Annotated in this window: 7 protein-coding genes and 1 pseudogene; 4 read left to right on the forward strand and 4 right to left on the reverse strand. The window is 59.1% G+C overall.

The window, feature by feature from the left end; translation table 11 throughout:
* Window positions 1-307 precede the first annotated feature (307 nt).
* The 3 genes and pseudogenes from BQ5379_RS04085 to BQ5379_RS04095 form a co-directional block, all read left to right on the forward strand.
* Entirely contained in the window at window positions 308-1660 is a 1353-nt protein-coding gene (locus tag BQ5379_RS04085; RefSeq protein WP_071134257.1) for a sodium-dependent transporter, read from the forward strand.
* Window positions 1661-1908: 248 nt separating this feature from the next.
* Entirely contained in the window at window positions 1909-3291 is a 1383-nt protein-coding gene (gene tilS, locus BQ5379_RS04090; protein WP_071134258.1) for a tRNA lysidine(34) synthetase TilS, read from the forward strand.
* A gap of 191 nt (window positions 3292-3482) precedes the next feature.
* Window positions 3483-4619 (forward strand): annotated as a pseudogene (locus tag BQ5379_RS04095) (sialidase family protein); the annotation flags it as partial.
* A 357-nt stretch (window positions 4620-4976) separates the two neighbouring features.
* Here the strand turns inward: BQ5379_RS04095 and BQ5379_RS04105 are convergent.
* The 3 genes from BQ5379_RS04105 to cdaA form a co-directional block, all read right to left on the reverse strand.
* The gene (locus BQ5379_RS04105) at window positions 4977-9698 is read right to left on the reverse strand and encodes a translocation/assembly module TamB domain-containing protein (RefSeq protein WP_143039383.1); all 4722 of its coding nucleotides are present in this window, start codon (window positions 9696-9698) and stop codon (window positions 4977-4979) included.
* 470 nt (window positions 9699-10168) lie between these two features.
* The gene (gene nifJ / locus BQ5379_RS04110; protein ID WP_071134262.1) at window positions 10169-13759 is read right to left on the reverse strand and encodes a pyruvate:ferredoxin (flavodoxin) oxidoreductase; all 3591 of its coding nucleotides are present in this window, start codon (window positions 13757-13759) and stop codon (window positions 10169-10171) included.
* A 110-nt stretch (window positions 13760-13869) separates the two neighbouring features.
* Window positions 13870-14646: a diadenylate cyclase CdaA gene (gene cdaA / locus BQ5379_RS04115; RefSeq protein WP_071134263.1), complete on the reverse strand. Its 777-nt coding sequence runs from the start codon at window positions 14644-14646 to the stop codon at window positions 13870-13872.
* 241 nt (window positions 14647-14887) lie between these two features.
* On the opposite strand from cdaA, the gene BQ5379_RS11435 reads away from it, so the two are divergent.
* Window positions 14888-15853, forward strand: a complete 966-nt coding sequence (locus tag BQ5379_RS11435; RefSeq protein ID WP_071134264.1) for a copper resistance protein NlpE N-terminal domain-containing protein — start codon at window positions 14888-14890, stop codon at window positions 15851-15853.
* 342 nt (window positions 15854-16195) lie between these two features.
* Here the strand turns inward: BQ5379_RS11435 and BQ5379_RS04125 are convergent, their stop codons facing one another.
* Window positions 16196-17071, reverse strand: coding sequence for a fimbrillin family protein (locus tag BQ5379_RS04125; protein ID WP_071134265.1), 876 nt, complete (start codon window positions 17069-17071; stop codon window positions 16196-16198).
* Window positions 17072-17073 lie beyond the last annotated feature (2 nt).

The raw sequence follows: 17073 nt of genomic DNA on the forward strand, positions 1-17073 counted from the left end.
GGTAAACATATCCGTTTTCGCCCGATTTTGGGTGGAGATCTCGCGAATCGTCCCTTCTCCCGAGGCGGCAACTCCGTTCCGGAAGAGGGGACGAGAAGTAAACGCCGTTGAGAATCAGACTCCCGAAACCACACGCAGAAATGCAGGATATCGTTACCTTTGCATTTTGATACGGTCGGAATCGTCCACCAGCGGCAGCACTCCCCCCTGCTGCCCTCCTGTTCCGCACCGGGAGCACAACCCGCCCCCTGACCGGCACACCCCCGTGACGATTCCCATTTTTTCACTCCACCAACAAAAATTTGACATGAAAGAACAGCGGGGCGCATTCAGCAGCAATTTCGGAACCATGATGGCCGTGGTAGGCTCGGCCGTCGGACTGGGTAACATCTGGCGATTCCCCTACCTGGCCGGAGTCAACGGCGGCGCCGCCTTCCTGCTTTTATACCTGTTTCTGATTCTGCTGGTCGGCCTTCCACTGATCCTGTCGGAGTTCGTCATCGGACGAGCCACCCACCGCGGTGCCGTCGGCTCGTTCAAACAGCTCGCTCCACGCAGCAAATGGTACCTGGTAGGCTACATGGGCGTCGTGGCCGGCTTTTGTATCCTCGGTTTCTACAGCGTCATCGCCGGATGGAGCGTCCGCTTCCTCTACGACTCGATCATCAACGCCAACGTCGGCCTGAGCCACGACGAGATCGCCGCCAGCTTCAACGCCTTCAAAAACACCGGCTGGCAGCCGATCCTGCTGAGCGCCGGTTTCCTTGCTCTGACCGCCTTCGTCGTTCTGAAAGGGGTCGAAAAAGGGGTCGAACGGTGGAACAAAATCCTCATGCCGCTGCTGATCTTCATTCTGCTGCTGCTCTGCATCAACTCCTTCACCCTCGACGGGTTCGGAGCCGGCATGAGCTTCCTGTTCAAACCCGACTTCTCGAAAATTACGGCCAATACGGTGCTCGACGCCCTGGGACAGGTCTTCTTCACGCTGAGCCTCGGCATGGGCGTGATGATCACCTACAGTTCCTACGTGGTCAAACCCGAGAACATGCTCCGCTCCAAAGGCATCGTCACGATGATCGACACCTCGATCGCCATCATCTCCGGCATCGCCATTTTCCCGGCCGTCTTCACCTTCGGCATCAGCCCCACCCAAGGCCCCGACCTGATCTTCCTCACGCTGCCCAACGTCTTCGGACAGATGGCCGGTGGACAGTACGTCGGCATCCTCTTCTTCCTGTTGATCACCATCGCCGCCCTCACCTCGATGGTATCGATCTTCGAGATGATGACCAACTACATGATGGAAGAACTCAAAATGACCCGCCGACGCGCCGTGCTCTGGCTGCTCATTACCCTCTGCCTGGTGGCCGCGCTGTGCGCCCAGTCGCAGGTCGAAGGCTCGCGCCTGATGATCGGGGACTACAACGTCTTCGACTTCCTCGACATGCTGTCGTCCAACTACCTGATGACCATCGGCGGGCTGCTGATCGTCATCTTCGCCGGCTGGCACATCTCCGAGAAACGGCTGCGCAAGGTATTCACCACCAACGGCATGTACAACAACCGGATATTCCCCGTTTTCCGTTTTGTGATCCGCTACGTATCGCCCATCGCCGTAGCCATCATCTTCCTGAGCAAAATCGGACTTATCAAAGGCTGATCGCCCCGCCCTCCGGAGCCGGGAACGCCCGCAGTACCGTCCGATCCGACGCCGCCCCACAGACCCGACACCGCCCGCCGCTCTGCACTTCCGGCAGATTCGACACCTCCGACAAGCCCTGCGCAACGAGTCAGCCCCCACACTCGCCGACGGAGAATACCCCGCGAAACACACATACCGCGACGGAGTGCGCCACCCTTCCGCTTCCGCACCTCCTGCTCGCTTAACCCCCTAAAACCGCATCAACCATGCTCGAAGAGTTTCGCCAATACATTCGCTCCCGTCGGCTGACCACACCCGACGACCGGCTGCTGGTCGCTGTGAGCGGCGGCATCGACTCGATGACCCTGCTCGACCTCGCACGTCGCGTTTTCGAAGGCCGACTGGTCGCCGCCCACTGCAACTTCACCCTCCGCGGCGAAGAGTCCGACGGCGACCAGCAACTGGTCGAAAGCTACTGCCGCCAGTACGGCATTCCGCTGCACACCATCCGTTTCGACACCGAAACCGAAGCCCGTACCCACGGCGAATCGATCCAGATGGCCGCCCGCCGACTGCGTTACGAGTGGTTCGACACCCTCTGCGACCAGCACGGATACACGAAAATCGCCATCGCCCACCATGCCGACGACTCGATCGAGACCTTTTTCATCAACCTCGTTCGCGGCACCGGGCTGCGCGGGTTGACCGGCATCAGCGACCGCCGCGGACGCATCATCCGGCCGCTGCTCTTCGCACGGCGCGACGACATCACCGCCGGCATCAGCGCCCGCCGCGGACGCATCACCCGGCCGCTGCTCTCCGCACGGCGCGACGACAACACCGCCTACGCCGCCCGCCACGCCGTTCCCTACCGCGAGGATTCGACCAACGCCACCCTCAAATACCTCCGCAACCGGCTGCGCCACGACATTCTGCCCCGCTTCGACAGCGCCTCGAACAACCGTTTCGCCCGCACCATGGAGGAGAACCTGCTGCGCCTGCAGCAGACACAGCGGTTCATCGACCTGCAGATCGCCCGGCTTCGGGCCGCCGCCCTCGACGACCACACCATCGACCTCGAACGGCTCGACCCCGAGTGCCTCGCTTTCGAGCTCCACGAACTGCTCCGACCGTATGGATTTGCTTCCGAAACGGTAGCCGACCTCGCCGATCTGCTGCTGGGACACGACGCCGACAACGATCTGACCGCCTCAGGCAAGCGATTCGAAGCGCCGCTCTGGAGCGCCGTAGTCGATCGCAACCGGCTGCTGCTCGTTCCCCGCACCGTCGAGCCTTTCCGCGACGAGCAGATCGCAGCCGACGACCCGCGCATCGAATGGCTCACCGTGGGAGAGCTTCCGGAGAGCCTCGCCACGCCCGCCAACGTGGCCTACCTCTCAGCCGATGCGCTGAAGTTTCCACTGACCCTGCGCCTGTGGCAGGAGGGCGACTGGTTCATCCCGCTCGGAATGGTCGGCCAGAAAAAGGTGAGCGACTTTCTGATCGACGCCAAGATACCCGTCACCGAAAAGGCCCGACAGGGGGTGCTGCTCTCCGGCGAGACCATCGTCTGGCTGGTCGGCCGACGCATCGACGACCGTTACAAAGTGCGTCAGGACGCTCACCGCGTCATACGAATCACCCTTTAGCCCATTCAACACCCCTTTACAGCTCCCGTCACCCCGTCGTAAATACCACCATTCCGGCACGCCGCCCGCCCGCAGACCCGACGCCGACATGACCTCACTCCCCTCCCAAGAAACACAACACCCCATATAAACTCGCCATGCAACGTATTCTCCTCCTCGCTCTGCTGGGACTCTCTGCCTGGGTTTCGCAGGCCCAACGCCCCTCGGTCGTGGTCCGCTACCACGGTCAGGACAGCGTCCACACCAGCCGCATCCCCGGCATCGCTACCACCCCGGCCGGTACCCTGCTGGCCATCTACGACGCCCGCTACGAATCGGCCCGCGACCTTCAGGGACGAATGGCCATCGGCCTGAGCCGCTCGATCGACGGCGGCAGCACTTGGGAACCGATGCGCATCGTGCTCGACATGGGACGCTGGGGCCGCCTGCCCGCTAAGTACAACGGCGTGAGCGACGCCTGCATTCTGGTCGACAGCGCCCGGAACAAGATCTATGTGGCCGGTCTTTGGATGCACGGACTGCTGGACAGCGAAGGCCGGTGGATCAAGGGGCTGACCGAAGAGAGTACCCGGTGGCAGCACCAGTGGGCCGGCCGCGGCTCGCAACCCGGTCTAAGCCCCTACCAGACCTGTCAGTTCCTGATTGCCGAAAGTTCGGACGACGGCCAGACCTGGTCCTACCCGCGCGACATCACCTCCGCCACGAAGGATCCGTCGTGGTGGCTCTACGCTCCAGCTCCCGGCAAGGGGATCGTGACACGCGACGGCGTACTCGTTTTCCCGACACAGGGCCGTGACAGCACGGGAATGCCCTTTTCGAACATCACGTGGAGCCGCGACGGCGGCCGCACCTGGCACGCCTCGGCACCGGCCGCAAGCAACACGACCGAATGCGCCGTAGTCGAGCTCAGCGACGGCCGGCTGATGCTCAACATGCGGAACAACCGCCGGACGGGCCGCGTAGTCTGCACCACTTCGGACCTGGGGGCCCACTGGGAGGTACACCCCACCTCGGAGAGCACCCTGATCGAGCCGGTCTGTATGGCATCGCTGCACCGCCACACCTATACCGAGAACGGTACTGCCCAGAGTCTGCTGCTCTTCTGCAACCCGGCCTCCCGGACCGAGCGTCGCAACATGACCCTTCGGGTCAGCCGTGACGACGGCATGACCTGGAGCCACGGCATCCTGCTCGACTCGACGGCCGGATACGGCTACTCGTGCATCACTTCGATCGACCCGCAGACGGTCGGGGTATTTTTCGAGAGCAGCCAGGAACGGATTCTCTTCCAGCGCATCACCCTCGACGAGCTGCTCCGCGAAGAATAACCCGCACACCCCATCGGTCACTCCCTTGCCCGCACAACATCGACCACGCAACATCGACCGCATAACATCCTTTTCTACACAAAAAACGGCGACGAGCACCCAACCATGCTCGTCGCCGTTTTCGTTATTCCATTAGCCCATTTTCCCGACCGTTCCGCCATCTTCCCTCTCCACACATCATTGTAACACACCGTCTCCTCAACACATTCGGTTCGGCACACACCCTCTCTTTCGAATTCGTATCTCTTCGCCAACCGCCCCTCTCTGCACCTCAACAAACATAAACAGTCCATCCCCTCGCCGTCCACAACAAAACCCCTCACACAGCACGCAATCACCCCGTCCCGCAGAGCCATCCTATTTCGCTCTACGCGCCCCATCACCCGAAACAGGAGCCCCCACGCGAGTCGTATCCGAAGGCAATACCGCATCGACGGCCACCGTATCTTTTGCCTCTTCGGGCACGGAACCGGACGTGTCCTCCGGCTCGAAACGCCCGGCCTTTTTCAACTGCCGCTTTTCAAACCGTTTTTCCTGACGCACAGCCCGTCTCAAACGGACCGCCTCACGCCAGGCCCGATAACGCTGCTGAAGGTCCTTCCAGCTCTGGAACTCCTGCCGGTAGTAGATCCCGACACCGTTGTCCTGCAACCCCTGCGACTCATCGAAACGGTCGATCGTACGGGTAAATCCCTTGAGTTTCAGCGAGCCCGACTTGTTCAGCACCCACGTTACATAACCATCCACCGACAGCGGGTTGTTGGTCGTGGTGTAGGCGCCGCGCTGCCCCACGTCGTAGTTACCACCCACCTCGACCGACAGTTTGTTGGCAATGATGTCGGCTCCGACGTCGAAAGTCACCTCTTCGGAGGTCAGTTCGCTCTGCGGACGATAGCCGAAACGGATGTTGTAGTTCGACCCCGAAATCAGGTTGCTGATCTGGTTCGAGAGGAACTCCAGCCCGGCAATACCGGCCAGCGAACCGCTCATCGTACCGATGGCGTTGGTCTGGTCGTCGGGCATGAAGCTGTTCGAGAGCATCAGGTAGGCAAACTGCATGGTGGTCGACTCCTCGGTGTTGAGCAGGTTACGCAACAGGTTTTTCGTTTCGGGGTCGGCTCCGGGCGCCGTGATCGACAGCTGCACCGTGGGGTTGAACAGGTGTTCGGTCAGGTGGATTCCGCAGTTGACACTCACGTTACCGTTCCCGGTATTGCTGCCCTGCGTCTCACCCAACAGAGGTTTGAGCGAGGTACGGACCCGATAGACGGCGTCGATATTGACCAACGGATCGGTCGGATCCCCCATCCACTGGATCGAGCTGCCCGGTTGGATCACGAAATACTTGTTGGCCAGCACCCCGTACAACGTATAGAGATACGTCCCTTCCGAGATATCGAACTGTCCGTCCATCGTAAAGATATCCCGGTCGGGCACCACATTGATGCGGAAACGGCCGTTGCCACGCCCCTTGATGGCATCCCCCAGTTTGGGATCCATCACGATCTGTCCTTCGGTATTGGGCAGCACCGAGACGTTCAGGTTCACGTTGAGTTCGCTTTTGGTCCGACGCCGGTTGACAGCCTGCTGGAGGTTCCGCCGGAAAGCCGCCACATGATCGGCCGGCTTCTCCTGCTCGGGTTTGGGGCGGGCAAAAGAGATAAAGTCCGCCTCGGCAATGGTCGACACGTCGGACAGCGGCAACACGAAGGTTGAGCTTCGCGCCGTCTCGGCCCGTACGTCGAGCATGGTTTTAAAGTCATCGCCCGTCACCGAGAAGGCTCCCGTACCGTACATTTTCCCGTAGAAGTCGGGATTGTCGCCCGCCGATGTATTCAGGCACAACATGTCCCGGAAATCAATCTTCACGCCGAACCGCAGATGACGGAAATACTGGCTGTCGAACCAGGCAGAGATCACCCCGCCGCCACCGTTGCCGTCCGAGATGGGCACCTCGGGCAACTCGAAACGGTTGTTGCGCACCGTCACCGGCCCCGCCAGCCGATAACGCGCACGGGTATAATCGACCGTCGCCTCGTAGTTCTCGACCTGAATCGTCCCGTTGAGCAGCGGGCCGCCTTCGGGACCGCCGGTCATGGTCAGTTTGGTGTTGGCCGTCCCGGCCGTCTGGATCAGCACTCCCTGCAACAGGGGTTCAAGCAGAGCCATATCGAAACGGGGAAAATTGAAATCGACCCGATAGCGTTTTCCCCGACTGTCATAGACGCCCGAAATGGGGGTCTCGCCCTGCCGTGTCGAGGCCATAAAGCGTACCCAGCGCCGCGGCCGGTCCCATTCACTGCGGAAATCGACCGTCCCGAGCGCATAGTCGTTCAGGGCCAGCGAATCGATCGTCATGTCGGCCTGGAACTGCATGGCTCCGAGCGGCGCGACGAAGGTTGCGTCGCCACCCATGCGCCCCGCCACGCGATAACCCTGGCGGGAGACCAGACGGGTCAGCGGCGAGAGGTCGAAATTCTGCATCCGAATCTGAAGCGTATCCTCTTCCGAGGCAGAGGCGCGTCCATTGATGGACAACTCCTGCCCCTCGCCCCACAGCCGGAAACGGTGGAAATCAATGCCGGTCGAATCGAGCACGACGTGGCTCGGCGTAATGTACCACAACTGACCGCCGACGAAGAAGGTCGTCGGATTGAGCGCCACATCCATCTGGGGCAGCCCGTCGACCGACCGTCCGAACGTCGTACTGGTGCTAATCAGGGCGTTGGCCCCGTTGTCGGGATTCCGGAACCGCGTTGCCAACGCAATCCGGTTATCCCGGATGCCGCCAACAACCGATAGATTGGGCAGGTCGAGGTTCCCCACACCGAATTGGTCGGCCGACGCATAGATCGACACCGAGTCGGCCTGGTTGCGACACTCCACGACCAGATTACCGATATAGAACTGACGTTGCAGAATATAGTCCGACTTGACGCTCAGACTGAAATCGTTCAGATAGGGATTGAAGAGGAATGCCAGCGACGACCCTTCGGCAATCTCCAGCCCGGGCACAAAGATCGCCGCCACGTTGTTGGCCTGTTTCACATTCAGTTTGACCAGGTAGTAACCGTTTTCGGCCTCAGCACCCTCCCCGGCGGAATCGCCCTCCGCAGGCGACGGCTGACTGCCTTCCTCCCTTTGCTCCTCCGCTGCCGTGCCCTCCCCGGCAGTCGGCGAAGCTGTCCCGGCCGGCATGGAGGGAAGGTACTGCTTCAGGGTCTGCCCAAAGAAGCGGAAAATGTGATTGTAGCTGTTGCTGCCCCGCAGTTCGGAATCGGCAAAGTCGGAACGCATGATGAGGCGTTTGCTTTGGGGCGTATTCTGCGCTTCGAAATGGATCACTCCGGTATGGACCGTATCGATGTGGTTGACGTAGCTGAGGCTGTCGATCGCGGCCGTTCCGTTGATGTTATCCAGCGTGGTACCGGTAGCGTGGGCGCGGAAACGCATCGCCAGTCGCGACACGGAGTCGCGGCGATTGAGCTTTAGGGCCACCAGATCGGCATTGTTCAGATCCATCTCGAAGTCGTAGGCGGGCACATCCTCGGCCAGCGAGAAACGACCGCTGGTCACAAAGTCGAGGTTCGGATCGGACGAGCTGATTCTCCCTTCGAACGTGCGCCCGGTAAAACGGCCATCCATCCGGATGCCGGAATAGGTGTAGTTTTTGAAATCGAGCCGTCCAATCTCTACATCGGTCGTCAGGGACAATTCGCCCATCCGGGCCAGCGCATCGACCTGCGCAGAGAGGCTGAGCAAGCCCAGTTGCCCGGAGCCGAGCAGTTCGCCGAGCCGGAACTCTTCGGTCTCCACACGCCCCTGCAAACGAACAGCGCCAGGCTGCGTGGCGGGCATGAATTTCAGTTCGGCACGGGCACTCCCGAGAGCGGTGGTCAACAGTCCGGTGGCTTTAAAATCTTTCAAAAGTCCGTCGAACGTCCCCGCAAAACGAACCTGACCGGCTCGTTCCAGAATCGGAGCGAGTCGCCCGGGCGACCGCCCGTCGCTGACATCGGAATAGGTGGCGAGGATGCTCTGCGCATCAGTCTCCAACCGTTCGACCTGCACGCGCAGCCACGTTTGGCTCACGTCGGGCAGACCCGTCACTTCGAACGAGGCGTCGAGTTGCGTCCCTCCGGTGTGGGCACTGTGAATCTGCCCGCGAAGCGAGGAAACGGGTCCTTGCACAACGGCGCTCTCCATGCCGAGCGCAAGCCGTATCGACGTCGGTTTCTTCGAGAAGGCCGCCAGTGTTCGATAGGCGAGCGTCGAGGGACCGAGCGCGACATCGAGCCGCACCTGATGGGCAAAGTCGCGGAAGGCCGACCAATCGTCGTACAGCAGGTTGAGACGGTCGAACTGGAGCACAGACAGAGGCGTCTCGACGCTCAGATCGGCAAAGCGTACCCCGGTCTGTCCGACCGACACTTCTTCGGAGGTGAGGTGTTGCAGATAGAAACCGCTCTTTTCGTGGAAGGTCAGGTGCTCGATCCGGCACGCGACGGAGTCACCGCGAACAGCAATCCCGCGAGCCTGAAAATGGAGATTCTGCAGGTCGAGATCGCGAAAGTTGACCCCATGCTCCCGCACGGGAGAGGCATAATCGCGAAGCGTGAAACGCATCCCGATCAGGTTGAGTTCGCGGGCCGAGAGATGGAGCCGGATTTTCCGCGGGACCTTAGGTTTGAAGCGATCGATGACCCGTTTGAGGTTGGTCACACCGGTCGAATCCTTGGCCACATGCAGCACCCCGTCGGAGAGCGACACGGCTCCCAGCGCGGTATTCCCGTTGAAAAAGTTGATCCCGTCAATCCCAACGCTCAGACGCTGTGCATAGAGCAACGTATCCTGCGACACCTGGGGATCCTGGACGTAAACCCCTTCCAGTACGGCACGGTTGAAGAAGGCTATATTGACATGATCGATGGTGATGGTCGTTCCGCTTTTTTCGGTCAACCACCGGGTCAGGCGATCGACGGCATAGTTCTGAACGAAGCCGACCTGTAGCAGAAGCCCGGCGAGAATGGGCAGTGCCACAACCACGATCAACATGGTGGAAAGCACCGTCAAACTCACTTTGACTATTTTTTTTGCGATACGGACAATCACTGCGGAAAGAGAAGCGGATCGGGTTTCCCGGCCATCGTGTCCGGGACGCCTGCGACAGCACAGCGCACGACAAATTTAGCACTAATTCGTTTACCGAAGGAGGGCTTTCCCACGATTTTTCGTCCTCGCGTCCGTCACGGGGAGACACCTTTGTCGCCATCACTGAAACTGCGGCACAAAAACCGAACCGCACCACATTCTCTGTACCATTACCGACGGCATTTCCCCTCCATCTTTAACTGCTCCCTCTCTTAAACGCAACCTCCGAACGTACCCACCCTCTCGTATCACATCGCATTCGTCTTTTACTTCCACAGCATACAAGTTCAAACATTTCCCTCTTCGTAAGAAAAAACGCAAGCCGGGCGACCATCTGTTATGATGGTCGCCCGGCTCGGTTAACGGTTCGACGAACAAGTCGCCGAATCAGGATTCAATTACTTTACGACGGCAACTTCAGCCTCAGCTGCGGTTTCGGGCTGATACTGCATCGAAGCGTAGCGTTTGTAGCTGTTGTAACGCCATTTTGCGTTCTCTTCCGAAGCGTTGAAGAGTTCCTGAGCTTCCTGCGGGAAGGCTTTCAGCAGCGAAGTGTAGCGCACTTCCTGGTGGATGAATTCCTGGAACTTGCTCCAATCGGGTTCTTTGGAGTCGAGGGTGAAGGGGTTCTTGCCCTCTTTTTCCAACAGCGGGTTGAAACGCCACAGGTGCCAGTAACCGCACTCTACAGCGCGTTTTTCGGTCAACTGCGATACGCCCATGCCGTTCTTGTTACCGTGGTTGATACACGGAGCGTAGGCGATGATGAGCGACGGTCCGGGGAAGGCTTCGGCTTCCTTGAGGGCCTGCATGTACTGGTTGTGGTTTGCACCCATGGCCACCTGAGCCACATATACGTAACCGTAGGTCATCACCATGGCGCCGAGGTCTTTCTTGCGGATGCGTTTACCGGACGATGCGAATTTGGCTACGGCACCGACAGGGGTAGCTTTCGAAGACTGACCACCGGTGTTGGAGTAAACTTCGGTATCGAGTACCAGTACGTTGACGTCTTCGCCCGAAGCGAGCACGTGGTCCAGACCACCGTATCCGATATCGTAAGCCCAACCGTCACCACCGAAGATCCACTGCGATTTCTTGATGAGGTATTGTTTCAGTTCAACGATCTGCTTGCAGTAGTCGCAGTTGCATGCTTCCACGAGCGGGAGCAGTTTGTTGGTAGCTTCCACCGATGCGGCAGCGTTGTCTTTGCCGTCGATCCAGGCCTGCATGGCGGCTTTGGTTTCAGCCGAGCAGCAGTCGCATTTTTCGATGGCTTCGGTCATGATCTGTTTCAGACGGTCGCGGAGTTTTTCGACACCGATGTGGATACCGAGGCCGAATTCAGCGTTGTCTTCGAACAGGGAGTTCGCCCAGGCGGGACCGTGACCCGAAATGAGGTCTTTGCAGTAGGGGGTCGACGGAGCCGAGCCACCGTAGATCGACGAGCAACCGGTAGCGTTGGCCACCATCATGCGTTCACCGAAGAGCTGGGTGATCGACTTGATATACGGGGTTTCACCGCAACCTGCGCAGGCGCCGGAGAATTCGAACAGCGGCTGAGCGAACTGCAGGTTCTTAACCGATTTGGTTTTGTCTGCAACGGTCGATTTGTAACCGACTTTGTTGTGCATGTATTCCCAACGGGGAGCCTCTTCGGCGAGCTGAGCTTCCATCGGTTCCATAACGAGGGCTTTGCCTTTGGGAGCCGGGCAGATGTTGGCACAGTTGCCGCAACCGGTACAGTCGAGCGGCGACACCTGAATTTTGAACTTGTACTCTTTGAACGGGCCGATGGCTTGTACCATGGGGGTACCTGCGGGTGCTGCGGCAGCCTCTTCTTCGGTCATCAGGAAGGGACGGATGGCTGCGTGGGGGCAGACGTAGGCACACTGGTTACACTGGATACAGTTTTCGGCTTTCCAGGCGGGAACGTTGGCAGCGATACCGCGTTTTTCGTAAGCGGCGGTACCGGCTTCCCAGGTTCCGTCTTCGCGACCGGTGAAGGCCGATACGGGGAGGTTGTCGCCTTCCAGTGCGTTGATCGGGTCAACGATCTTGGTGATGAATTCGGGACGGTTCGGATCAACGGCTTTCGGAGCCACGGTGATCGAAGCCCATTCGGCGGGTACTTCTACCTTGACAACGTTCTTGCCACCGGCATCAACGGCTGCGTAGTTTTTGTTAACGACGTCTTCGCCTTTTTTGCCGTAGGATTTGTAGATCGCTTTCTTCATCTCTTCGACGGCCTTGTCGTAGGGGATCACTTCCGATACCTTGAAGAAGGCCGACTGCATGATGGTGTTGGTACGCGAACCCAGACCCAGTTCAGCAGCGATCTTGGTGGCGTTGATGATGTAGAAGTTGATGTGGTGTTCTGCCAGATATTTTTTCATATCGTCCGGCAGGTGTTTCTTGGTGGTTTCTTCGTCCCACACGGCGTTGAGCAGGAACGTACCGCCGTCTTTGAGGCCTTTGAGGAGGTCGTATTTACCGAGATACGAGGGCACGTGGCAGGCTACGAAGTTCGGGGTAGTCACCAGGTAGGTCGAACGGATCGGTTCGTCGCCGAAACGCAGGTGGGAGCTGGTGTAGCCGCCCGATTTTTTCGAGTCGTAGGAGAAGTATGCCTGGCAGTATTTGTCGGTCGAGCCGCCGATGATCTTGATGGAGTTTTTGTTGGCGCCGACGGTACCGTCCGAACCCAGACCGATGAAGCGGGCTTCGTAGGTCGAGCCGTGTCCTACGCTGACCTCTTCGCCCACGGGGAGCGATTTGAAGGTAACGTCGTCAACGATACCCACGGTGAACTGGTTTTTGGGTTCGTTCTGTGCGAGGTTTTCGAACACGGCGATCATCTGGGCGGGGGTGGTGTCTTTCGACGAGAGACCGTAGCGGCCACCGATGATGAGCGGGCGTTCGTTTTCAGGCATCGAGTAGTATACTTCGCGTACGTCGAGGTAGAGCGGGTCGCCGTTCGCACCGGGTTCTTTGGTACGGTCGAGCACGCAGATGCGTTTCACCGACTTCGGCATGGCCTGCAGGAAGTATTTGGCCGAGAAGGGGCGATAGAGGTGTACGGAGATCAGACCCACTTTTTCGCCTTTGGCGCGGAGCATGTCGATCACCTCTTTGAGGGTTTCGGTCACCGAACCGATAGCGATCACGACGTTCGTGGCTTCGGGGTCACCGTAGTAGTTGAAGGGATGATATTCACGACCGGTGATTTCGCTGATCTTGGCCATGTAGTCGGCCACCAAGTCGGGCACGGCGTTGTAGAAGCGGTTTGCGGCTTCGCGGCTCTGGAAGTAGATATCGGGGTTCTGAGCGGTACCGCGGGTAACGGGGTGCTCGGGATTGAGGGCGCGTTCGCGGAAGGCGCGCACGGCGTCCATATCGATCAGCGAGCGGAGGGCGTCGGTATCGAACTCTTCGATTTTCTGGATTTCATGCGAGGTGCGGAAACCGTCGAAGAAGTTGATGAAAGGCACACGGCCTTTGATGGCGGTCAGGTGAGAGACAGCCGAGAGGTCCATGACTTCCTGAACGGAGCCGCTGGCGAGCATGGCGAAACCGGTCTGGCGTGCGCTCATGACGTCGGAGTGGTCGCCGAAGATCGAGAGTGCCTGGGCAGCCAGGGCGCGAGCCGACACGTGGAAGACGGCGGGCAGCAGTTCGCCGGCGATTTTGTACATGTTCGGGATCATCAGCAGCAGCCCCTGCGATGCGGTGTAGGTAGTGGTCAGCGCACCGGCCTGGAGCGAACCGTGTACGGCACCGGCCGCACCGGCTTCGGATTGCATCTCCTGCACGCGAACTGTTTCGCCGAAAATGTTCTTCTTACCTGCAGCAGCCCATTCGTCCACATACTCGGCCATGGTCGAGGACGGGGTGATCGGGTAGATCGCCGCCACTTCGCTGAACATATAAGCGATGTGGGCGGCGGCGTAGTTACCGTCGCAGGTGATAAATTTCTTCTGATTTGCCATTGCTATCTAAATTGTTGAATTTAAATTGTAAGCCGTTGAATGGGAACGCCTTCCGGATTTTCCCGAAGCCGGTGTGTCCCCCTTAGGATGCAAAGTTAGCGTTTTTTTCGTTACGCGGACAAAATCCGGGCCAGTTTTTCTCCGAGCGTTTCCGGATCGTTTACGGTGGTAATTTCGCCGCTCTCGACGATCGAAATTTTGCCCCGCTCTTCAGAGACGACCACCACCACCGCATCGCTGTGTTCGGTCAGGCCGATCGCGGCACGGTGACGCATGCCGTAGTGCTGCGGAATGTGGGGATTGTCGGACGAGGGCAGAATGCAGCGGGCCGCGTGGATACGCCCCTGTTTGATGATGATGGCGCCGTCGTGCAGCGGACTGTTCTTAAAGAAGATGTTTTCGATCAGCCGCACGTCGATGCGGGCGTCGATGATGTCGCCGGTCGAGGCATAGACCCCCAGGTCGCCCTGGCGTTCGATACAGATCAGCGCACCGGTATAGGTCGCCGCCATGTCGCGGCACGCGCGGGCCACGTCTTCGGTCCACTGCAACTGCGCGTTGCGTCCGGCCGAGCGGAAAATGTGGCGCACGAAACGGTTTTTGGCCTTGGAATAACGACTGCCGAGCAGCAGCAGATAGCGGCGCACCTCCTGTTGGAAGACGATGATGAGCGCCAGCACGCCGACCCCGATCACCTGCCCCATGATGGAGCTGAGCAGGGTCATGTTCAGCGCCTTGACCACCACCCACAGCAGATACACGATAAAGATCCCGGCAAAGATGGTCATGGCGGCCGTACCGCGGATCATGCGGTACACCTGGTAGCACAGCAGTGCCACCACCAGCACATCGATTACATCCAGCAGACTGATACTGATAAAGCCCATACGGTTCGTTCGGTTAAACCATCCAAAGATGGCGTAAAGGTAACATTTTATCCCGTACGGCGCACTGCGAAAAATCGCGCCCGGAGACGCCCCCGTTCAACAGTTTCGCCCCCATTCCGGACATTTCAGGCCACACCCACCCGAAAAACGAACAAACAGACGACCGTTTCAGTAAATTTACCCACGATTCCTCGGTGAAAAAATACTATATTGCGCAGACAAACCAAACCCAGTAACCACCATGCGTATTTTGAGCGGATTGGCAGCCACGGCGCTGCTGGCGGCCACGGGCTGCGCTTCGTCACCGAATTTCGCCACCGGCGTGATCGACCGTGCGGCGGACAACACCCTGACACTCGTCACCGGGCAGGGTGACACCCTGATTTTCAGCACACCGGGAGCCGATACACTCGCGCGGCTCGACTCGGCAACCGTTTTCTGGCGCGGCAGCTACACGGCCGGTATGAAGGTCGAACGGATCGCGGTCACCCCCGGCGGAATGCCCGGCAGCGACCGCGACGCACACGGATGTATCGGCTCGGCCGGCTACATTTGGAGCGAGGTTCGGCAAGATTGCATCCGACTCTTCGAGCAGGGCATCCGCACGGTCGACACGGCGGGTAACGCGGCCTACATCGTCTTCAGCCCCGACTCGTCGCAAGTCGAGCTCTTCTTCTCCGACGGCACCCCGAACGAGATTCTCGACCGTCGCCGGCTGCCCAATGGCGGCTCGGCCTGGAATGTCGAGGACGACGATACGAAAAACGTCCGTCTGATCGACGGCCGGTGGGACATCAGCCGCCGGGGCAAAACCGTCTTCAGCGAAGAACAGAAAGGCGGCTCGGAACTGGGCGCCCTGCAAAACCTCACCTACGAAGGGCTGCTGCCGGCAGCCTCCTGCCCGGGCATCCGCTACACGCTCACGATCAGCAGCCGAGAGCACAGCGGCGACGGCACCTTCACCCTGACGATGACCTACCTCGAGGCCGAAAACGGCGAGGACCGCTCGTACACCTATACGGGTCGCCGTTTCACGCTGCGCGGCATGGCGGGCGACGAGAATGCGACCGTCTGGCAACTGGTGGCCGACAGCGACAAAGGGACCTTCAACTTCCTGCGCGAGGACGACACGACCCTCACCCTGCTGAACGACCGGTTGGAAAAACCCGAAACAACCCTGAACTATTCGCTGCGACTGAAGAAGTAACCTCTTCTCCTGCGCCAACCTTTTCTGTATAGCATCGGCTCGCCGCATCCGGAAACAACCGTCCGGATGCAGCGGGCCGAAATACTTTTATACCTGCAAACCACGGAGATCACCGGATCGCTCCCGACATTGTCACACCATCTCCCTGCTGTCGCTTTCCACAATACAACCTTTTGGGAGCAACCTCTCCCCCACGCCTCAACAAACCGCCGGACAAAACCTCCACATGGCCCCTGCGGCTGCCGCCCATAAACGACGCAGTGCGGGTTTCCGTTTCCGGACAACCCGCACCGCACATACGGAAATATATTTCAGAAACTGAGAACTCTGAGCCCTCCCGGGTTACATAATAACATCGTCACTGACGGTACCCTGATCGCCCCAGCCCGAAATAATCGCATCTTTGAGTTGCAGTCTGCCATCCTTGATGGCCAGGTTCAGCGTCAACTGCTTGCCGCTTTCAAGATCGTCGCCGGTCGTCACCACATCCCGTAGTGCCAACTCCTTCACATCCTCACCGGCACGAATCTCCAACATGACATCCGATGTACTCTGAGGCACGATCAGGAACGACGCCGTACGTCCGACCTCCGTGAACGAAGCCGTCCGGGCGCTGGTATTATCGAGCGTACCATCAAGCAGGTTCACCTTGCAACTCGACTTCGCCGTACAGGTTATCTGTATCTCATCGGCCGACACATAGGATTGGTCACTCGTAAAGTTAACCACCAACCGGTGCATCGCGTGATGGAATCGCAGTTCCACCGGTTCTTCCGTGCCCGACCGGATACCTTTGGTCGTTGCCAACAGCAGATCTTGATCGGCTGCACTCTCCAGATCGAACATAAAGGTACCGTCACTGAGCGTCTGCTTCGGATAGCAGGCGTAAAAATCGACCAGCCCGTCATCCGAAGCCAACGGAAGGTCCTCCCAAAAGAGACTTGTCTCTCCCACCTTATAATCATAAGTAGTCGATTGCGGCACCCGATTGGCCAGGTGCAACGTAAAGATATCCCCTGCAGCAAAGGAACCACTGCCATCGCCACCCAACTGAGGAGCCTTTGTCCGCGCATCAATGCTGGCCGAAATAGAGATTCGCGTATCGGTCGAACCGTTATCTCCCGGCGCAGGATCCGGTTCAGGGGTGGACGTACCCCCGTTGCATGCATTCAAAAGGGGGAACACCATTGCTACCAATATATAAGCTAAGCTTTTCATCG

This window comes from Millionella massiliensis, from assembly GCF_900104655.1.
GTDB classification, from domain to species: domain Bacteria; phylum Bacteroidota; class Bacteroidia; order Bacteroidales; family Rikenellaceae; genus Rikenella; species Rikenella massiliensis.